General features: G+C 52.6%; 1 protein-coding gene. It reads left to right on the top strand.

Features of this window, described 5'->3' with window-relative positions:
* Nucleotides 1-25 precede the first annotated feature (25 nt).
* Nucleotides 26-24,787 (top strand): Calx-beta domain-containing protein, encoded by a 24,762-nt coding sequence (locus HHL17_RS22680; RefSeq protein ID WP_169227067.1) that lies wholly within the window; start codon nt 26-28, stop codon nt 24,785-24,787.
* The last annotated feature ends 35 nt before the right edge of the window (nt 24,788-24,822 follow it).

The raw sequence follows: 24,822 nt of genomic DNA, 5'->3' as shown, positions 1-24,822 counted from the left end.
CATGATGTCCCTCTTAAATAATGTTATGACTCCCGAATCAAGGTTTTTCAGCAAAAGCTGCAAGCGGCTGTTACTGGCGCTATTTGGCATGATGACGACTGTTGCCGCTACCGCCGGCACTTTCCCCGTCACCAATACCAATGACGCCGGGCCCGGCTCATTCAGACAGGCCATCCTGGATGCGAACGCAGCGGGCGCAGGCCCGCACGATATCGTGTTCAGTGTGCATGGCCAGATTACGCTGGCCACTTCCCTGCCCACTATTACGGCAAAGAAGCTGACGATTGACGGACAGAACAAGATCACCTTGTATTCTACGGGCACCAATTCCGTCATTAATCCCTTTGTGATCAATGCGGACAGCGTGACCGTCCGGAATTTTACTGTACAGAACAACGGGGACATCAACGTAGACATCTTTCCCAATACGACAGGTGTAACGGTGGAGAATATACGCTCTTTCAGCACCGTGGGCAACTACCTGAACTCGTTTATGCGGGTGCAGGGGGCTTCCACCAGGTTGACGGTGAGAAATATCTCTTCCAACGACGTAGAGCCGGCAAATGCCGCCACGCACGTCGGGCGGGCTTTTTATTTTACCGGTGGTACGCAGACCGGCCTGGTCATGGATAATATCCAGCTCAGTACGGCCGGCAATGCCCGTGGGGGAGAGGCCATCGTGTTCCGCGACGCGGGCGTGGACGGACTGACATTTACCAATAGTAATATCAGCGGCTTCCAGAACGCGGTGTTGTTTGATAATACCGCAGGCGCCGTGGAAACGGCGAACAATGTGCTGTTCAGGAATGTGACCATCGATAGTTTATGGAGTGGTACAGCACTGGGCATCTATTGTGATTATCCAGCGACCAACTTCCAGATCAAACAGACCATAATAGATATGAACGTGGTCACCTCGGATGACGATGGGGACTATGCCATCCGCTTTGACAACACAGCGAGCAACATCAACATCGATACTATTGATATTAATGAAAATGATATTTATGCTATCTGGTTCAACGGTGCTGCCAGTAATGTAACCATTAACAAGGCAGTCATCGTAAACAGGATACCCGGACAATTTGCAGGTAATGCCAATATCCGGTTTGAAGGTGCAGTCAACGGATTTACCTGCACCAACTCCATATTAGATGCTGACAAACCTGCCAATACAGATGATGCTGATGTGGGTATCGGCTTTTATGCGGCCGCCACAGGAGTAAATATTGACAATGTTACTTTTAATGAATTTGATGTAGATGGTATTTATGTAATAGGGGCAGCCACCAATTTTCAGCTGACGAATTCCAAATTCACACGGAACGTGGATGGTATTGAATTTTACAGTGATGCCCCCAGGAATAATGTGGACATTGTCAATTCATCTTTTTATAACCAGGAACGGTCGGGTGTCGTCGTCAACGGCACTAATGCCGTTACTGACGTAGACCTGAAAGGTGATACGATAGCGAATAATACGAATCACGGGATTTGGTTTTATGGCAGCGCCGGCGTGACAGACTCACAGGTGGATGGTTGTGTGGTACATGATAATGGTGGTGCGGGCATCGTCAACGTAGCACCCACCAAAGTGATCATCACCAATAACTCCATATATAATAATACCCTTGCCGGTATCTCGCTACAAGGAGGTAACTGTAGTTATACCCTCGCCGCCGGCAAGACGCCGGTACTGGTATCATCCACCGCGTTAGGAGGGGGGCAGTACCAGCTACAGCTCACCATTCCCAATATCACCGCCGGTGCACAATACACCGTTGATATTTATGCCAATGATCCCGCTACGACCAAAACAAGCGGGCAATATTATGTTACGTCCTTAACAGGATTATCTGCCGGCACCTCTACACAGACCATCACCTACAATGCTGGTCCGGGTGCTACCGGCCTCGGTTTCTGGACCGCCACGCTACGTATCCCGGCTAATAACTGCGGTACTTCCGAGTTTGGCAACGGCATCCCCATGGCGGCCAAAGGCCCTGCTTGTGTGAACAGCGGCGTAGTAGCGTGGTACCGGGCAGACCAGGCGGTGAACGGTGTGAACTGGGGCGATATTTCCGGCAACGCCAACCACATGACAGTGGTCGGTGACCCGGACAATACCACGGGCATGGTCAACTTCAACCCTGCTATTTATTATGATGGTAATGATGCTCACCTGGTACCTGCTTCGGCAGCTGTATCCGGTGCTTATTCCATTATGGGCATGGGCTTACTGGAAGGGTCGCAGACCGGCCGCGTATTCACCAGTTCTACCGGTAATAAATTAATGGGATGGCATGCTTCACTGGAAAACCGCCTCTTCGTGGAAGCCTGGCTGGACGCTGGAAACGCCGTCACGGCGAAAGGCAAACTCTATTCTTTTGAAAGAGGGGCCAGCGGCGCCTATGAATTTAAAGGCAACGGCGCGTTGCGGAAAACCGGTCCCACGTCCGATGGCAGCGTATGGACACTGGATGTGGGTGGCGCAGCTTATGCTGACTATGCAAAAGTACTGGTGCCCGAAGTATTCATCTACAACCGTGACCTGACGCCTGCCGAAATGCAGCGCATCGAATCTTATATGGCGCTCAAATACGGCATTACCTTAAATGCCGGCGCAACCGATTATATTAACAGCGACGGCACCCTACAAATATGGACGGCTGCTGCCAACGCAGGTTATGGCAAACGCATCACCGGTATCGGCCGTGAGGATTGCAGTATGCTGAGCCAGAAACAATCCCTCAGCCAGGACAGTGGTATCGTGACCATCGCACTGGGCAATGCGATCGCAGTTTCCAACGCGGCGAATGCCAACAACTTCACGCAGGATAAGGCTTTCTTCGCTTTCAGTGACAATGGTGGTGTGACTGGCTATTTTACCCCTGTCACCAGCACCAATGCCAATCAGCGCATGGGCCGCGTGTGGCGTGTGCAGAAAACAGCTTCCTGGGACAACAGTCAGCAGATAACACTGCAAGTGGCTGGCGGCACTGGGAATAACTACCTGCTCATCAGTACAGACGCTGGTTTCGGTACCATTACAAAGGAGCTGAAACTGAACGGGGCCGGAACAGTTACGCTGACCGGTGCAGACCTGGCCAACGGCGCTTACTTCACTTTCGGTCAGCAACAGCGATATCCGGGTGGTGTAGCGAATAACCTGCAGGCATGGGTGAAAGCCGATGCAGGTACCACCGTGGCAGATGGCAGCATCCTCAAATGGAGCGATCAGGCTGTGCAGAGAGAATGGTCGCTTGGCCTTGCCAACGCACCGCTTAGCTGGCAAAAGAATGGTATCAACTATAATCCTGCTGTCAATTTCCTTGGCAACAACTATTTCGAGGTGTCAAGGTTTACCGAAAGCTATACCGCCGGTGAAATATTCTCCGTGCAGTCTTCGAATCTGCCGGCTACCTCCACCACACCGAGCTTCCCGTTTGAATTTGGCGGCGACCCTGCTACGCTTACCCAGCAGTTCTATGTGTATAACGGAAGTCACTATACGCACTTTGGCACCAACTCAAGGCCTGGGTATGCACTAACAGGCATTAATATTCAGCAGGCGCATATCTTAAATAACTGGAGCGCTCCGGGCAACTGGGCAGTGAACTTCGATGGTAAAAATATCGGCAACAGCACTACCTTCCCGGTTACTTTCAGCAGAGGGACAGTGCTAAACTCCGCCATCGGCGCAGGGCATAACTCCGTCTTCAATGGCCGCATCTCTGAAGTCATTCTTTATAACCGGCAGTTAAACGCCACAGAGCGCGCGCAGGTAAACAGCTACCTGGGTCTGAAATATGCTCTCACCGTGAAAACAGCGGCAGGTGCATCCACTGATTACCTCGCCAGCGACGGCGCCACTAAAATGTGGACCGCCACTAAAAACACCGGTTACGGTGAACGTATCACCGGTATCGGCCGTGATGATAACGGTACCCTGCTGCAGAAACAAAGCCTGTCGCAGCTGGATGGCGCCAATGTGACCATCGGTATCGGTACCAGTCTGGCTGCTGCGAATGCAGAGAATCCCACTGATGTCGCCAACGACCTTTCGTTCTTTACTTTCAGCGATAACGGTCAGCCCGCTACGTATAGCCAGGGCGTTACCGGTCTGGGGAACGTTACTGCACGCATGGGCCGTATCTATAAAATAGATCGCACCAACTGGGCTACCAGTTCCATCAGGCTGGGACTGACAGGCGGTAATAATACCAACTTCCTGTTGGTGAGCACCGATGAAACTTTCAGTGCAGGTGATAAAGTATATGCACTGGATGCGAACGGACAACTGACCCTGAGCAGTGATCTGCTGCCTGACGGCGCCTTCTTTACTTTCGCCAATGCGCAGGCAGGTCCCGCTGGTGTGGCTGGTGGACTGGAAGTATGGGCCAGGGCTGATAGTGCAGTAGTCGGTGGCGCAAACGTTACACAGTGGAAAGAGCTGAGTGCTTCCCGCCGTACATGGACGCTTGTTAACGCAGGAGCTCTCCCCTGGAAGGAGGCATCCATTAACTTTAACCCGGGTGTCGGCTTCATTGGCACTAGCCCCGGTGGCAACTATTTCATACAGCAGCCGGAGTTCGCCAATGCCTTCACTGCCGGTGAAATATTCACGGTACAAACGTACAACGGTACTAACACTACAGCTGCTGCCTGCTATCCGTTTGAATTCGGAGGCACATATGCCTCCAATCAGTCCGTATATACATGGAGCGATAACAATCAATATACATACTTCGGTTCCGGTACGGCCCGCAGGAACTTTGCTTATCCGGCCGGAGTAAATGTGCAAAACGCACATTTGCTGAACATCTGGAGCGCCACCAATGACTGGGCGGCCGGCATTGACGGTAAAGTATTGCTGACAGCCAATACCAACGCTGTGAGCTTCCTGTCCCCGGCAGGTAATAAAGACTATATCGGCGCCAGTCACAACTCCGTATTTAATGGCGATATCCCCGAGATAATATTATATTCCCGCAAGCTGAGCACCCTCGAACGCCAGCAGGTACAATCCTATATGGCGCTGCGTTATGGCCTGACACTGGGCATAGGTGCACCGATGGATTATCTCGCCAGCGATGGTACCACCACTATGTGGAAAGCCGCTACTGGAGGTGCTTACGCCAAACATATCACCGGTATCGGCCGTGACGACAAAGGCATGCTGTTGCAGAAACAATCCATCGCAGCAGATACCGGTATCGTGACGATCGCTGCGGGTACCACAGTGGCTATCTCCAACAAAGCCAATGCAACTACTATCACCAACGACCTTTCTTTCTTCACCTTTGGAGATGATGGCGCGGCCACGACTTACCTGACACCGGTAGCAGGTATCAATAAGGTCAATACCCGCATGACCCGCGTCTTCAAAGCACAGAAGACTAACTGGGCCGATCAGAATATTACGATCAAAATCGCCGGTGGTAATTCACGGACTTATCTGTTGGTAAGCTCCGACAATACCTTCGGCACAGGCGATGCCACCTATCCGCTGAACGCCGACGGCACTGTTACCCTTAACAGCAGCCAGTTGGCCGATGGCGCTTACTTTACTTTTGCGAAAAATATCACCGGGCCCAATGGTGTCAACAATGGCGTTTCCTTCTGGCTGCGTGCAGATGACGGTGTGTCCGGCGGCAGCAACTGGAGCGATTACAGCAGCCTCGGTAACGATGCCGCACAAGGTGTGATCGCCAGTCAGCCTATCACCGATGCGAAAGCACTCAACTTCAACTACGGCCTCGTATTCGACGGCACAGACGATTTTCTGGATATTACTACTACCCGCATCAATCCTTCCACCGCCACTATTTTTGCGGTTGCCAGCGGTTCCGGATTTGCCGCAGTAAGAGACCTTGTCAGCAGCGGAGCAGTAGGTTCGGCACATGGTATGGAATTCCGGCTTGTCGGCACTGGACAACTGAACTACCTGGAGAACGCCGGATCGGTGGTTGGCATAGGCGGAAGCGCTACTTACCTCTCCGACAAACCCTATATTTTCAGCGTCGCCCAGGCCAACAATACTGCCAATGGCGTACGTATATTTGGCAACTATGCGCTTGACAATCAGGGTACTATCAATTTAACGCCGCTTACCAGTAATCTTATTTCCATAGGTTCCCGTACCATCGCCTCCAGAGCGTTCTACTGGATGGGCAAAATGGGAGAGGTGATTGCTTACGACCGCGTATTGTCAGACGTAGAGCGCCAGTCCGTAGAGTCTTACCTTGGCCTGAAATACGGTATCACTATCAACAACGGCGCTACCGATTACCTGGCCACTGACGGCTCTAAATACTGGACCGCTGATGCCATCTATAAATCCCGTATCACCGGTATCGGTAGAGACGACGCTACCGCACTGAATACCAAACAATCCCTCAGTGTGGATACCGGTTATGTGACCCTCTCACTGGGCAGCAATATTCAGCTGACCAACGAACAGAACACCAATACGATTACCAACGATAAATCCTTCTTTGTATTTGGCGATAACGGCCAGTCGGCGGCTACGTACACGACTATTGTAAGCGGTACCAATGCTACCCGCCGCCTGCCCCGCGTTTGGAAGGTAGATAAAACCAACTGGACCGATCAGAATATTACCCTGAAGGCTAGCGCCACCGGCACGAAAGTATATATGCTGATCAGCACTGATCCTACTTTTGCTACTATCAGCCAGGAACTGCCGCTCAATACAGACAAAACCATTACCCTTAATTCCAGCCAGCTGCCCGATGGTATTTACTTCACCTTCGGCGCACCGGTGAAATACCCCGGCGGCGTGCCCAGCGGCAACCTGGTATGGTTGCGCGCGGACATTAACACTTCTGCTACTACAGATAACACCCCGATCAGCAACTGGAACGACTATAGTCCTAACGGCAATAACGTAGCGCAGGCTACACCAGCCAACCAGCCGATATATATGGACAATGCTGCCGATAACCTGAACTTCAACCCGGTGGTAAGGTTTAATGGCGCGCCTCATATGATGACAGGCGGTTCTTTCCTGAAAACCGGCACCTATAACGGAGCAGCTGCGTTTTATGCAGGCAACCAGGCAGCTAACCTGAACACCGTTATTTTTACCGAACCAGCCCCTACTCTTGGCGCTAACCAGTTTACATTACATGCCACCTGGGGAGATAATAACGTTTACTGGGATGCTCCTGTTACCAACAACCGTATCATCTACGGTGCAGGCAATATCAACAACCAGACTATTCTCTGGACAGCGACCAGCAACGTTAGCCTGGCTGCCAACAAGCAGTCCATCTATAAGAACGGGTTGAATGTGCAGAATGGTAATAATACCAGCACCTTTACCGGTGGCAATAGTACTTTCCAACTGGGCGCGAATAATGGCGTCTCTTATAACGGCCGCATGGGCGACCTGATCGTGTATACTAATGCGCTCACGCCGGTAGAACAGCAGAAGGTGAACAGCTACATGGCCATCAAATATGGTATCACGCTGAACAACGGCGCTACCAACTACCTGGCCACTGATGGCAGCACCGTGTGGAATACTGTTACCAACAGTGGTTATGGCAATTATATTACCGGTATCGGCCGTGATGACGCAGAAGACCTGAACCAAAAGCAATCCCGCAACACCATGAGCGGCATGCAACTGGCGATCGGTCTGAACAGCCTCTCAGAAACAAACAACAGCAATGCGAATACATTCACTGCTGATAAATCATACATGGTATGGGGCGACAATGCCGGCAGCGGTCTCTTTAAAACCGCACTGACAGGTCACCCTGTGGCCAACTACCGCATGGGCAGGGTCTGGAAAGTACAGAAATCCGGCACTGTCGGCACTGTACAGGTGGCCGTGCCTTATGACGCACTGCCCAATGCTGCGCAGACTTACCTCATCGTCAGCAACGACGCTACTTTCGACGGAACGGACCAGTTCATTCCGGTAACGGCAATGACACTCAACGGCGTGAAACACTATGCCGCCAACGTGGACCTGACCAATGGACAGTTCTTCACCTATGGCGCCGCTATCAAAACACCAGGTGGGGTAGTGGGCACTTCCCTCTGGCTGCGCGCAGATGCAGGTACTTCCAGTACTACTGACAACACGGCCATCAATGGCTGGACAGATTACGCTTCTGACCTGAACAATGGTACACAGGCTACAGCTGTTAACCAGCCGCTGTACATGAGCAATGCAACAACCAATGCCAACTTTAACCCTGTCGTGAAATTTGATGGTGCAGATTTTCTGAACCTCGATATCAACAAACTGCCGATGGGCACCAGCGCCAGAACATTCTTCGGCGCCGGCAGCGTGCCGGCAGTTAGTGGAAATAATCAGTATATACTCGGATACGGCGGAGCCACTACCAGTCAGGGTGTGGGTATTGCGCTCGTAGGCAGCAATGGTACAGCCGATTTCGTAGGATGGGCCAATGATGTCATAAGCCCGGCAGGCAACTGGCAACCGAACGTGTTTAATGAAATGGTGGGTGTATGGGCCGGTAATGGCGGCACAGCTACGCTGTACAGCAAAATGGCGACGCTGGGATCAGCGGCCAAGAGCTGGAACACCACCATTGGTGGTGCGCAGGTGGGCAGCGCTCCGTGGGATATTGCCCAGTCGTGGAGAGGCACCATCGGCGAAGTGATCGTATATCCCACCGCGTTAAGCACCAATGAACTGCAACGGGTGTCTACTTATCTCGCTATCAAGTACGGCTATACGATAGATCAAACTACACCAAGAGATTACCTGGCTACCGATGGCACTACCAAAGTATGGGATGCCACCGCTAACGCCACTTATAAAAATAACATCACCGGTATCGGTCGCGACGATGTGGAAGGCCTTACACAGAAACAAAGCCAAAACATCAATACCGGCTTACAGCCCATCGTGGGCCTCGGCGGTATCGCTGCTGACAACCTTAGCAATACCAATACTTTCTCCGCGGATAAATCATATATGGTATGGGGAGATGATGGTGCGGCCACTGCCTTTACCACTGCCATCAACGGCAACCCGGCTGTCACCACCCGTATGGCGAGAGTCTGGAAAGTACAGGAATCCGGTACCGTGGGCACCGTGAATATCGCCGTGCGGAGAGACCTGTTGCCCAAAGTGGCTACCACACCTTACCTGGTAGTCAGCAATGACAATACTTTCGACGGTACTGACCAGTTCATCAAATTGTCTGCAACAGACGTGAACGGTGTGCCCAGCTATACGGCCAACCTGGACCTGACGAACGGCCAATACTTTACTTTCGCCAGCTTCGTGACAGCGCCAGGTGGTGTTACCAATGAAATGTTGTGGGTGAAAGCAGATGCGGACCTGCAGGTGAATGCCAGCAACCAGGTAGAACAGTGGTCTAACCAGGCCGGTTCTATGGTAACAGAACTGCGTGCAGCACCGGTTGCGCATACAGATCCTATCGCTGCTTCAGCGGATATCATCAAAGTGCCTAATGGCATCAACTTCAACCCGGCGGTTGATTTCTCTGGCGCATTAGGTAAATCCCTGAAGGGGGATGCTGGTGTCACCTGGAACTCTACCCCCAACCTGTCCATCTTCTCTGTTGGTGCACCGGAAGGTCCTGCAGTCAATGGTCTGGTAGGTGTTTTCACCACCAACGGCGAATGGTCGGCGTCAGCGAATGCTGGCAGAGGACTGGTGTATACCACCAGTGTTAACTATGCGCTGGACGGCAACGGATGCCTTGTGGCGCCATCTTTCCCTCCCTATTTAGGGCCTAATGTCGTACGTGGCGTGTATGTAAGCGCCAACAACGCACTGAATGGAAGCACGTGGCTGAATGGTAAACAAGGTACTCCTATCGGCGCGAGCTGTGGTACATCAGCCGGAGGTTCTTTCTTTGAAGTAGGCGGTCGTACCACCGATAATACAGCTTTGGATAACCGCATCTTCAACGGTAAAATCCCTGAGGTGATCGTATACAAATCTGCCCTCACGACTACTGAAGCCCAACAGGTAGAATCATACCTCGGTGTTAAATATGGTATCACGCTCGACCAGAGCACCGCACAGAACTATCTGGCAACAGATGGCTCCGTGATCTGGAATGCAACCACTAACAGTACTTATAAAAACAACATCTTCGGTATTGGTCGCGATGACAGGGAAGGACTGACACAGAAACAGTCGCGCAGCATTCATACAGGCTCTATCCTGACCGTGGGCATGCGTACCATCGCTGCTACCAATGCAGACAATGCCAATACTTTCGGCGCAGATAAGAGTTACCTGATGCTGGGCAGCAACAGTAATGCCCTGACCGTTGGCGGTACAGACCTGCCGGTAGGCAGCTGTATCCCTGAACGTCTCACACAGGAATGGAAAACACAATTCACCAATTACGATATCAGCACACAGCCACTCAGCCTGCAGTTCAACCTGAACGGTATCACCGTGAAAGGTACTGCTGCTACTGATTTCACCATCCTGGTGGATGAAGACGGCGACGGTAACTTCGCTACCGGCACCGTGAGCGAAATCCCTGCTTCCGGCTTCAACGGCGGCATCGTGAGCTTCGACAACATCAGTACCCTGAAAGACGGCGTGGTGTTCACCCTCGTGACCAGCCACCTGCAACGTACGGCTAACCTGGTACCGGATGCTACGGTAAGAACAGTGGCATCTACCTGTATCGACAAAGGCACCCTGTATTTCATCGATCCTTCCGACGCCAACAAATACATCGCTTCCATTACCCTGAACGGTAACACCGTGGATGTGACCAAGCTGTCGGCCCTGGTAGATGTAAACAGAGATATGAATACAGCCCTGGGCAAAAACAGCGGTACCGATTACGGTACGCAGCTGATGCGCAGACTGGTACAGATCAGCTATACCGGCGCTGACCTGACACAGAACGGTGGTGTTACCCTCCGCCTGTTCTGGAACCCTGCCGAAAAAACCAATGCACAGAACATGCTGTCCGGCACGCGCGGCGTAACCGGCGCACAACGTTGGGCATGGTTCAAACATACCGGCGATATTACCGCCACCCTGGCTGATCTGTCTCCTGCGGGACTGGCCAATATCAATGAACTGACACCTTCCGCTACCGGTCAACAAGACGGCGTGGATTATGTAGAATTCAGCGGCATACAGAACTTCTCCACTTTTGGTGGTGTTACTGCCGCCAACCAGGTACTGGCTATTACCAAAGGTCAGGATGGTAAAGAAGGTGCGCAGAACGGTTCCTTCAATATCAGTCTGCCGGGCACTGTTACCGCCACAGAAGACATCACCGTGAACTATACCGTGACCGGTACCGCAGCTAACGGTACTGACTATACGGCGCTGAGCGGTACCATGACCTTCCCGGCCGGCAGCAATACGGTAGCCCTGCCGGTAACCGTGACAGATGATAATATCCTTGAAATAACAGAAGATGTGACCGTTATGCTGAGCACCGCTTCCGGTGTCAGCAGCGGCAGCACTTATAATATCAGCAGCACACAGAAAGCGGCTACGATCACCATCGCCGACAACGATAGCAATGACCCGGCTAAAACCACGGTAGGCGTTGTCTGGATCAAAGATGCCAAAGAACCCGCTACCAATGGTGAGTTCAGCATCAGTCTGCCGATGGGTGTTACTTCATCTGAAGACATCACCGTGAACTATGTTGTTTCCGGTGACGCCACACCTGGCGCAGACTATATACCGCTCAGCGGGTCTGTGCTGATTCCAGCCGGCCAGCCTGGCGCAACCGTGTTTGTGCAGGTGAATGATGATCAGCTGCTGGAAAAACCGGAGACGGTTATTGCGACCATCACCGGCGGCAGCTCCGCTCACTTCACCCTGACACCACGTTCCGGTGCCAACACCGCCACCGTGAACATTATCGACGATGAAAATACACCGGCTAATCTCGTACTGAGCATTGCCAAGGCGAACGATGCAGCTGAACCGTCCACCAATGGCGGCTTTATCATCAGTCTGCCAGCCAATGTGAAGTCTACGGAAGCCATCACCGTCAGCTATACTGTCGGTGGTACAGCCATAGGTGGGTCTGATTACAACACCCTTACCGGTTCGGTTCTCTTCCCGGCCAATCAATCCAGTGTAGTCCTGCCCGTTACTGTGATGAATGATGACCTGATTGAAAAACCGGAATCCGTAGACGTAACGCTTACCGGCGGTACCAGCAACAGTTTCAACTTTACTGCCAGCACCACCAACGGCAGTGCTACTGTGAACATCGCCGATGATGATAATACTGCTGCTAACCGTGTTCTGAGCATCAAAAAAACAACGGATGCCACAGAACCGGCTACCAACGGGCTGTTTACCATCAGCCTCCCTGGTATGATCAAATCATCTGAACCCGTAACCATAACCTATACATCCTCCGGTACCGCTACCAGCGGCGCAGATTACGCAGCCCTGGGAACAACGGTGTTGCTGCCTGCAGGACAGACCAGCATCACCCTGCCACTCACCGTTGTCGATGACAAGATCATCGAGAAAACAGAAAATGTCATTGCAACGGTGACTGGCGGTACCAGCAACAGCTTTACTTTCACCGCCAGCAGCACGGAAGCCAGCGCTACTGCCGACATCTTTGATGACGACAATATACCTGCCAATCGTGTGCTCAGTGTAGTTAACGATGGGGGAGACGCGTCAGAACCTACTACCAACAGCAGGTTTACGATCAGTCTGCCTAAAGGAGCTACCCCTGCAGATAACATCACCGCTGTAGAACCCATCACAGTGACTTATACTATCAGTGGCAGCGCAATTAACGGTACCGACTATGGGACGCTGACCGGCTCCGCAATTATTCTTCCCGGTGACAACAGTGTAACCGTTCCCGTGACTGTGATCAATGACCAGCTGATGGAGCTTACAGAAGACGTGACCATCACGCTCACCGGTGGTAGCAGCAACAGCTTTGCCTTTACGGCGAGCCCCACTAACGGTAATGCTACCGTGAACATCCTGGACGATGATAACACACCGGCCAATCGTGTACTGAGTATCACCAAGTCCAACGACGGTGCAGAACCATCTACCAATGCGTTGTTTACGATCAGTCTGCCTGCAGGCGTTTTGCCTTCGGAAGACATCAACGTGACTTACACCATCAGTGGAGCCGCTACTAACGGTACTGACTATACTAACTTAACCGGTACGGCGACCATCCTCAAAGGAAAAGACAATGTTGCGATCCCTGTGGTGGTGAGCAACGACCTGGTGATAGAAGGTACAGAAGACGTGGTGCTGACACTCACCGGAGGCAGCTCTGCTAAATTTACTTATACACTCAATCCTGCTCAAATCACCGCTACGGCTAACATTGCCGATGACGATGATAACGCTGCTAACCGGGTACTGAGCGTAACGAACAATAGCGACGCAGCAGAACCGGCTACCAACGGAGGATTTAAAATCAGTCTGCCTGCGGGCGTAACGTCTACTCAGCCGATTACCGTGAACTATACCATTGCGGGAACGGCTACCAGTGGTGCAGACTATACTGCCTTAACCGGCACCGCTACCATACTGGCAAATCAACCCTTCGTCATAGTGCCGGTTACCGTGGCGAATGATGATCTCATTGAACTGACAGAAACGGTGGTCATGACGGTTACCGGCGGCACAGGAGGAGGCTCCGCGTATACAGCCGCTTCCGGCGCCAACACTGCCACCGTGAACATTGCGGATGATGATAATACGCCTGCCAACCGCGTAGTAAAAGTGGTAGCAGTCCGTGACGGCGCTGAAGGTGGTACCACTATCAGGTTCGATTTCTCTCTTCCGGCGAATGTTAAGACCTCTCAACCGGTAAGAATTAATTATACGATAGGAGGTTCCGCTATTTTAGGTACAGACTATAACGGCCTCAATCCGAGCCATTTCGACGGAACAGCCATCATTTCAGCCGGAGGCGCTGGGACAGCCATCGTAGGAAGTATCGTGGATGATAAAATCATAGAAGGTACAGAAAATGTGGTGATTACGATTACAGACGCTTCTTCCACCGACTTTACCTTTACCCTGGATCCGGCGGGAACCACTGCCACAGGAAACATCCTGGACAATGATGATATCCCCGCCAACCGTGTGATCAGCATCAAACCAAGAATGGATGCTGCAGAACCGGCTACCAGTGGTGCTTATAGTATTAGCCTGCCAACCGGTTATTCGGCTGCTGTACCTATTACGGTGACTTATAACATCGGTGGTTCAGCAACACCAGGGGTGGATTACACGACCCTGAGTGGCACTGCTATTATTCCTGCCAATACAGAAAGCCTGGACGTGTTTGTGAATCCGATCGATGATCAGCTCATTGAAAACTCAGAAAACGTCATTGCTACGCTGACTGGTGTTACCAATGCTGGCTATACTATCAGCGCCACCAATGCCAGCGCTACCGTCAACATCGATGATGATGATAATACAGCCGCCAACCGCGTGCTGAGCATCACAAAAGTATCAGACCTCGCAGAACCTGCTACCAGTGGTAGCTTCAGGATAAGTCTGCCTGGCACCATCAAAACATCGGAAGATGTGACCATTAACTACATCGTGAGCGGTTCCGCTATCAACGGTACGGATTATGAGAACCTGACCGGCAGCATATTGCTGCAAAAAGGGGAGAACAACGTGCTGATTCCGGTAGTTATTAAAGACGACAAGCTCATAGAAGGTACGGAAGACATTACCATCACCCTTAAAGATGGAAAGAGCAACAGCTTTGTCTTCACCGTCAGCCTCACCAATGGCAGCGCTTCCGCTGACATCGCCGATGATGATGACAATGCGGCCAGCCGCGTGCTGAGCATCACTAAAGATAGTGACGCAGCAGAACCAGGCACCAACGGCGGATTTAAAATCAGTCTGCCTGCAGGCATAACTTCCACCCAGCCGATTACCGTGAACTATACCATCGCGGGAGCAGCGATCGGTGGTACAGACTATACTACATTAACAGGCTCCGCTACTATCCTGGCCGGTCAACCTGATGTGATGGTGCCGGTAACAGTGATCAATGATGATATCCTGGAACTGACAGAAACTGTTGATGTGACCATTGCCGGCGGCACCGGCGGAGGTAAGCCTTATACGGCCAGCCCGACCAATGCTACAGCTACCGTTAACATCATCGATGATGATAATACCGCGGCCAACCGCGTACTGAGCGTTACCAATGACGGCAACGCCGCAGAACCAGGCGCCAACGGCGGATTTAAAATCAGCCTGCCGGGCAATATTAAACCGTCAGAAGCCATCACTGTAACTTATACTATTGGTGGAGCAGCTACCGGTGACAAAGACTATGAAGCGCTGACAGGTACTGCTATCATCCCTATCGGTCAATCCAGTGTAACCGTTGCCGTGAAGGTGAAAGATGATAAGATCATTGAAGGTCAGGAAGACGTTACGCTGACCATCACCGGCGGTACCAGCAACAACTTTGCGTACACCGCCAGCACCACCAACGGCACCGCCGCAGTGACGATTGATGACGATGACAACATTGCCGCCAACCAGGTACTGACTGTCACCAAAAAAGCAGATGCAGCAGAACCGGCCACCCACGGTAGCTTCGAAGTGAGCCTGCCTACAGGTTACTCTTCTGCAAGGGATATTACCGTTACTTACAACGTGAGCGGCGTGGCTGCTTCCGGCGTGGATTATCAGGCCCTGGGCACCATCACTATCCCGGCTAATCAGACCAGTGTCATTGTTCCTGTGAATGTGAAAGACGATAAGATCATGGAACCGACAGAGAACGTGGACCTGACGATTACCGGTGGCAGTGACACTAAATACACTTATACCGTGGCCGCTGGCGCAGGTACTGCTACCGTGAACATCGCGGATGACGACTACGCCAATAACAGCAAGGTAGTGTTGCTCACTAAAGTGTCCGACGCCATAGAAGGTAGCACCAAAGGCCAGTACAAGGTTTCCCTGGCGCCGAATGTTACCAGCTCAGAAGACGTGGTGATTGATTTCTCCCTTGTCGGAGGAACAGCCACGAACACCGTTGATTACAATTTACTGAATCTCACTGCCGGTAAGATCGTAATACCAGCAGGCGCCAATGAAGTATTTATTGATGTAGATGCGCTGGCAGACCTGCAGGTGGAAGGACCTGAAACCGTGAAACTGACGCTTACGAGCGCCAACGCAGGCACCTTGCCATTCACCATAGACCCGTCCGGCAACGGCGCGATCGTGAACATCATCGACGCTAACGCTGCTACCAGCACACCGATACAGATCATTGCCGGCACCAACGCCGCAGAACCAACTACCAATGGTACGTTTACCGTACAACTGGCAGGTGGCGCTACATCCGCATGGCCTGTTACAGTTGGATACAAGGTATCCGGTACCGCAGCTTCAGGTGTGGACTATGAAGCACTGGGTGATATCATCATACCGGCTGGTACTCCATCTGTACCGCTCACACTCAAAGTACTGGACGACAAGATCATCGAGCTGAACGAAACAGTGACTATTACGCTCCTGTCAGGCAGCGCTACTGATGGAGGTGGTAACGCCTATATCTTCCCACCGGATCCGGCTAAGCAGGACCTTACCGTGACCATCGCGGATGATGACGCTGCGGTTGCGGCCAACCTGGTACTGAAAGTGGTGAAGAACGAAGATGCCGCAGAACCCTCCACCAACGGTTCTTACACCATCAGCCTGCCGGGTACTTATACTTCCGCAGCGCCGATCACGCTGAACTATACGATGAGTGGCTCTGCCAGCAATGCAGATTATACCATCAACACTGTCACCATGCCGGCTAATACCAACAGCTTTACCATTCCGCTGGTAGTGGCAGATGATAAGATTATCGAGATCACGGAAGAGGCTATACTGACCCTCTCCGGTGGTAAAGACGGTAACGGCTTCGACTATACGGCAGATCCGGCTGGCAACAACGCCACCGTGAATATTGCTGATGATGACAACACCGCGGCCAACCGCGTACTGTCTGTGAAGAAAACGGCCGATGGCGCTGAACCGGGCACTCCTGGTGAGTTTACCATCAGTCTGCCTGCCGGTTACACCGCATCGGAAGACATCAAGGTTACTTATACCATCGCTGGCTCCGCCACTGCCGATGACGACTATACGGCCCTGACAGGTACCGCGACGATACTTAAGGGAGGAACTGGTAGCGTAACCGTAGCTGTACCGGTGAAAAATGACTTTACCATAGAAGGTACAGAAACGGTGGAGATGACACTGACAGGTGGCACCAGCGCCATCAGCAACTGGGTCTTCACACCGGCAGCGGGTAATAACGTTGCTACTGTCAACATCACCGATGATGACAACACAGCGGCTAACCAGGTACTGAGCATCAAAAAGAAAACCGATGCCGCAGAACCGGGTACCAATGGTGCCTTCACCATCAGCCTGCCTGCGAATATCATTTCAGCTAAGCCCATCACTGTAACCTATACGATAGCGGGTAGTGCTGAAAATGGAAAAGACTATACTACGCTCACTGGTACCATGGACATACCTGCCTATGCAAATAGTGTAGACGTACCCGTTACCGTGTTGCCTGATAAGATCATCGAAGGTCTGGAAACCGTGGAGCTCACCCTTACCGGTGGCAAATCTCCGGACTTTATCTTCACGGTGAGCCCGACAGACAGCAAAGCCACTGTGGACATTGCTGATGATGATGACATCCCGGCCAACCGTGTGCTGAGTGTTATCAACGCTGGTAATGCCGCAGAACCAGGCACCAACGGCAGATTCTACATTAGCCTGCCTGCAGGTTATACCGCAGCAGTGCCGGTGACAGTAACCTACACCGTAGCAGGCGATGCCACCGCTAATGTTGACTACGCCGCCCTTACCAATACTGCGGTGATAGCAATAGGAGACGAGGGTGTATATGTACAGGTTAACGTGAAGGATGATAAGATCATCGAGCCTACAGAAAATGTGGACCTGACTATCTCCGGCGGCACCGGCGCAGCGCCATACACCGCCAGCGCCACCAATGGTACCGCTACCGTGAACATCACTGACGACGACGGTACGCCTGGCAACCTGGTACTGTCTGTGGCCAGAGTAACCGATGGCGCAGAACCATCTACCAATGGAGCATTCCGTATCAGTCTGCCTGCAAACTATACTGCGTCAGAAGCCATCACCGTGCACTATAATATTTCTGGTAGCGCCACGAATGGGGTTGACTACAACAACCTTGACGGTACCGCTATCATCCCGGCCAACACCGACGGTGTGACGGTAGATGTGACCGTCGCCAATGATAAGATCATCGAAAACACAGAAAATGTAGAGCTGACCCTCGTCGACGGCAAAAGCACCAACTTCATCTTCACGCCAAGCGTTACCAGTGGCACTGCGTCCCTGGATATCGTGGACGACGACGCCACTGCACTGGTGCTGAGCATTAAGAAGAAGGCAGACGGTGCAGAACCAGGCACTAATGGCGCCTTTACGATCAGTCTGCCTACAGGATATACCGTTTCTGAAGAAGTCACCGTGCACTACACCGTAAGTGGCACCGCCACCGCTGGTGACGACTACAATACTTTGGGCGGCACCGCCCTGCTGCATGCCGGTACGCCCGGATCAGTAGACCTGGACGTAATCGTGAAGAATGATAACATCATCGAGCCGACAGAAGAGGTGATCGTTACCTTAACAGGCGGCAACAGCGCTAACTTCAGCCTGGTGGCCAGCAGCACCGAGGGTACTGCTAAAGTTAATATCACTGACGACGAAAGCGTTAATCCGGCCAACCTGGTACTGGGTATCGTGAAGAAAGCAGATGCCGCAGAACCTGCGACCAACGGGGCCTTCAGAGTGGGCCTGCCTACCGGCATCACCGCTTCAGAGGCCATCACGGTGAACTACACCATCGCAGGTACCTCTACTGCTACCGCAGGGGCTGACTATATCGCCTTAGGCGGAAAAGTGATCATCCCGGCAGGTACAGACAGCGTAGACATTGATGTGCTGGTGGCTAACGATATGATCATCGAGCCGACAGAAAATGTCATCGCCACCCTCGCAGGCGGCACTTCCAACAGTTTTACCTTCACCGGTAACGGCAACGCTACGGTGAACATCGCTGATGATGATAATGTTCCGGCCAACCTCGTGCTGACCGTGACGAAAGCCGGCGATGGAGCAGAGCCGAACGTGAATGGCGCCTTCCTTATCAGTCTGCCTGCAGGATACACCGCTTCCGAACCGATCACGGTGAACTTCTCCGTAGGTGGCAGCGCCACAGCAGGTGACGACTATACAGCCCTGGGCACCACCGCAGTGATCCCTGCCAATACACCAAATGTTACCGTAGTGGTACCGGTGAAAGATGACCAGCTGTTGGAAATCACCGAAAAAGTGGAAATGACCCTCAACGGCGGCAGCTCCAACAGCTCCACGTACACGGGTAATGGTATGGCCACCGTGAATATAGCAGACGATGATAACACGCCGGGCAACCGCGTACTGTCTGTGACGAAAACAGCTGATGCGGCAGAACCAGGCACTCATGGTGAATTCACCATCAGCCTGCCGGCCAATATCAAGGCATCTGAAGCCATTACCGTATACTACACCATAGGTGGTAGCGCCACACCAGATGGCGACTACACTGCCCTGACCGGCACCGCCATCATCCCTGTCGGTGACGACAAGGTAACGGTATCCGTGCCAGTCCTCGATGACAAAATCATTGAAACCACCGAAGCAGTGGAGATGACACTCACCAACGGCACCAGCACCAACTTCAGCTACACGGCCAGCACGACCAACGGCAAGGCTACCGTGAACATAGCAGACGATGATAATGTGGCAGCTAACCTCATCATTATTGTGAGAGACCCGGTTAACGGTGCAGAACCGGCTACCAACGGCTCCTTCACGGTGAGTCTGCCTACAGGATATACCGCTTCTGAAGACATTATGGTGCACTACACCGTGGGTGGCACCGCCACCGCAGGTGTTGACTACACCGCCCTAAGCGGCAGTGTGCTTATCCCTAAGGGAGCACCAGGCAGCGCGCCAGTAATAGTGTTCGTCCTCGACGACAAGATCATTGAAAAAACAGAAAAAGTAATATTGACGGCCACAGGGGCTACTTCCAACAGCTTTACGCTCGTGGCAAGCAGCACCAAGGGAAGCGACAGCGTAAACATCGCAGACGATGATGACATCGCCGCTAACCGGGTGCTGAGCGTAACGAACTATGGCAACGCAGCAGAGCCAGGCACTAACGGCAGCTTTGCTATCAGCCTGCCTAAGGGAGTAACCTCGGCCGAAGATATTACCGTAAACTATACGATAGGAGCGGCCTCCACTGCTACCGCCGGCGTCGACTATGATGCCCTCAGCGGCAGCATACTCTTCCCGGCAGGAAAAGACACCGTATTCGTTCCGGTGAACGTGATCAACGATCTGATCATTGAAAAAACAGAAGACGTGATCATGAACCTGACCGGCGGTACCGCTGACAGCTTCAGCTTCACCGCCAGCGCGACTAACGGTAATGCTACTGTGACAATCGCTGATGACGATGATAATCCGGCCAACCGCATCCTGTCTGTCAGAAAAACAGCTGATGCAGCAGAACCAGGCACGCCGGGCGAATTCACCATCAGTCTGCCTGCCGGTATCACCGCAGCAGAAGATATCACGGTGAACTACACCATCAGCGGCAGCGCCGTAAGTGGTACTGATTACGCTAACCTCGGTAGTGTGATCATCCCTAAAGGAGCGTCAGGCAGCGCAGTGGTAGCGGTAACAGTGATCGATGACCAGATCATTGAAGGCACTGAAGACGTGACCATGACGCTCACCGGCGGCACCTCTGCCAGCTTCGTATACACGGCCAGCGCCACCAATGGCAATGCTACGGTGGATATTGCGGACGACGATGCCACCACCGCCAACCGCGTACTGACGGTGACCAACATCAATGATGCAGCAGAACCGGGTACCAACGGCGGCTTCAAAATCAGCCTCCCGGCCAATATCACTTCTGCTGATCCTATCACGGTGAACTACACCATCACAGGTTCCGCTACTGCGGATGTTGACTACAAAGCCATCACCGGCGTGATCACCATCCCGGCCAATCAGCCAGGTAGTGTAATCGTACCTGTGACAGTAATAGATGATAAGGTGATAGAACAGACAGAAACCGTGACCCTCACGCTGAACGGCGGAACATCCGGCGTCTTCACCTTCACCGGTAACAACAACGCTAGCGTGAATATTACGGATGACGACGACGTAGCGGCCAACCGTGTGCTGACCGCGACGAAAGCCAACGATGGCGCAGAACCGTCTACTCCGGGTATGTTCACGATACATCTGCCTAAAGGGATCACCGTATCTGAAGCCGTGACCGTGAATTATACCATCGGCGGCAGCGCCACCCCAGGTAAGGACTACGGGGCATTGGGCGGCACGGAGATCATCCAGATAGGTCAGGACAGCGTGAACGTAATGGTACCTGTGATCGATGATAAACTGATAGAAAAAACAGAAGACGTGATCATAACACTGGCCGGCGGCTCTTCCGCCCACTTTGCCTTCACCGGTAACACCAGCGCCACTGTGAATATTATGGATGATGACGACATCACCACCAACCGTCTGCTGACAGTGACTGCTACCAAAGATGGCGCAGAACCGCTGACACCTGGTGAATTCACCATCAGCCTGCCAAACGGTATCGCTTCCTCCGAACCAATAACCGTGAACTATACCATCAGCGGTACCGCTACCAGCGGAGCAGACTACACTCCCCTCACCGGCACAGCGCTCATCCCTGCCGGAGTAGATAAAGCGACCGTTGTCGTACCAGTGTTGGACGACCAGTTCCTGGAAGGCACCGAGACGGTGGTAATGACCCTCACCGGTGGTACCAGCACCAGCTTCACCTTTACCGGCAGCACCAGTGCTACGGTGAACATCATAGACGATGAAGACACGCCGGCCAACCGCACGCTGAACATCGTGAAGAAAGCAGATGCCGCAGAACCGGGTACCAATGGCGCTTTCACTATCAGTCTCCCGAACGGCATCCGTGCCTCCGAAGACATCAAAGTGAACTACACCATCAGTGGCACAGCCACCAGTGGTGATGACTATGCAGCCATCACCGGAACCATCATCATTCCACAGGGCAGCACCAGTGTAGACGTACCGGTTACTGTTGTGAATGATCTGGTGATTGAACAAACAGAAAACGTGATCATGACACTGAACGGCGGTACCTCCGCCAGGCTGACGTACACCGGCAATGGCAACGCTACTGTGGATATCGCGGACGATGAAAGCATCACGCCTGCGAGCATGGTACTGAGCATCACTAAAGATACCGATGGAGCAGAACCGTCTACCAACGGCAGCTTCAAAATAAGCCTGCCTGCCAACATCACGTCATCAGAAGGTATCACCGTGAACTACACCGTGGCAGGTACAGCCACCGCTGGCGCAGACTACACCGCCCTCACCGGCACCGCCTTCATCCCGGCAGGTAAAAACGAGGTAGTCGTTCCCGTGATAGTGGCAGACGACCAGATCATCGAGGTGACAGAAACCGTAGACGTTACCCTCAACGGCGGTACGTCAGACCACTTCACCCTGACAGGTAATGGCACCGCCACCGTCAATATCGCTGATGATGAAACGACCACACCTGCCAAACTGGTGCTGACCGCAACCAAAGGTGCAGATGGCGCAGAACCGTCCACTAACGGCTACTTCACCATCAAACTGCCGAAGGGCGTTACTTCTTCGGAAGATATCACCGTGTACTATACCGTGGGAGGTGCAGCTACCGCTAACGCAGACTACGACGCGCTTGCAGGTGCTGTCATCATCCCGGCAGGTAAGGACAGTGTCAATATACCGGTCAATGTAAAAGATGATAAAATAATAGAAGGAACTGAATCGGTGGTACTGACACAAACCAGCGCCAACTCAGCTCATTTCACACTCACTGCCGCAGGCAGCGCTACGGTGAACATCCTGGACGATGAAACGCTTGACGCTAACCTGGTGCTGAACGTTACCAGAGATACCGACGGCGCAGAACCGTCCACTAACGGCAGCTTCAAAATCAGTCTCCCGGCAGGTGTGACTGCTGCGATGGACATCACCGCCACCTACACCGTAGCAGGTACTGCTACCGCTGGTGGAGACTACACCACCCTCACCGGTACGGTACTCATCACCGCAGGTCAGGACGGAGTAATCATACCGGTTGTTGTTGCCGACGATCAGCTGATTGAAGGAGATGAAACCGTGATCATCACCGGCACCGGCGGCACAGCAGGCAGCCTTGTCTTCAAACAAGGCGCAGCTAACATGGCTACTGTGACCATCGCAGATGATGACAACACCAACCTTGACCTGGAAGTAACAGCCAGCAAAGCCAATGCGGCAGAACCATCTACCGCAGGTGAATTCACCATCAGCCTCGCCAGCGGCAAAATACCAACGAAAGACATCACGGTGACGTATACCGTGGGTGGTACAGCCAGCGCTGCAGCAGGTGGCGACTATACGGCCCTCACCGGCACGGCAGTTATCCTGGCAGGCCAAAGCAGTGTAACCGTACCAGTTAGTGTATTAAATGACGACCTGATAGAACCGGTGGAAACAGTGGATCTCACTATCACCGGTGGTAAATCTGGTAACATCAACTACACCATAGGCGCTAAAAACACGGCGACTGTCAACATTGCTGATGATGATAACACGGACCTGAGCCTGATCGTGACCGCCAGCAAACCGGATGCAATTGAACCAGGTGTGAACGGTGAGTTCACCATCAGCCTGGCCAGCGGCAAACGTACTGCAGACCCGATCACCATACAGTATATGATCAGCGGCAGCGCTACACCGGATGCTGACTACACGGCCATTACCGGCACCATCACCATCCCGGCAGGCGCCAGCAAAGTAACCGTTCCGGTGAATGTGCTGAATGACAATGAAATTGAGACACCTGAAACCGTGATATTCATGCTCACCGGTGGAACATCCGCCAGCTACACCTTCACCACAGGTGCTGCGAAGGATGCTACCGTCACCATCACCGATACTGATAAGATGGCCGGTGACCTGATCGTGACCAAAGAGATCGTCACGCCGGCAACAGGTCCTTACCGTATGGGACAGAACCTGACTTACCGCATCACCGTGAAGAACGCCGGTAACATACCAGTGACCAGCGTAAGGGCGGAAGACCGTCTGCCGGTACAACTGGACGTGCCTACCTACACCTCCGCAGAAAAAGGAGAAGTGGTAGTGTCACCAGCCAATAAACTGGTAACATGGAACATCGGTGACCTTGCAGTAGGCGCTACCGTACAAATGACGCTGACCACCCGCGTAATAGAAGGCGGACAGCTGATCAACGAAGCAACAGCCTACAGCACCAACATGCCGGATGCCGACAGCAGTAACAACGTGGGGGTATCAAGCGTGGCGATAGAAGGTTCCGATCTGTCCTTCCCGAACGTGATCACACCAAACGGTGACGGTAAAAACGAAAGGTTCATCATCGGTGGCCTGGAGAAATACCCGGGATCAGCTATCTACATCTACAACCGTTGGGGAAGTATGGTATATCAGTCCAAAGACTACCGCAACGACTGGAACGGTTCCAACCTGAACGAAGCGACCTACTACTATATCCTGGAAGTAAGGAAGCCGGATGGTATCAAGAAGTATAAAGGCTGGGTAACGATATTACGGTAAGAGATAACAATTATATCTGCTACAAAAAAAGTAAA

The sequence above is a fragment of the Chitinophaga fulva genome (assembly GCF_012927205.1).
In the GTDB taxonomy this organism is placed as follows: Bacteria; Bacteroidota; Bacteroidia; order Chitinophagales; family Chitinophagaceae; genus Chitinophaga; species Chitinophaga fulva.
The sequence above is the reverse complement of the archived record's forward strand: the minus strand, read 5'-3'. Positions and strand labels throughout refer to the sequence as shown.

Bases quoted from the DNA above. Each gene is read 5' to 3' on its own strand.
- HHL17_RS22680 (WP_169227067.1), top strand. From the start codon at position 26: ATGACTCCCGAATCAAGGTTTTTCAGCAAAAGCTGCAAGCGGCTGTTA.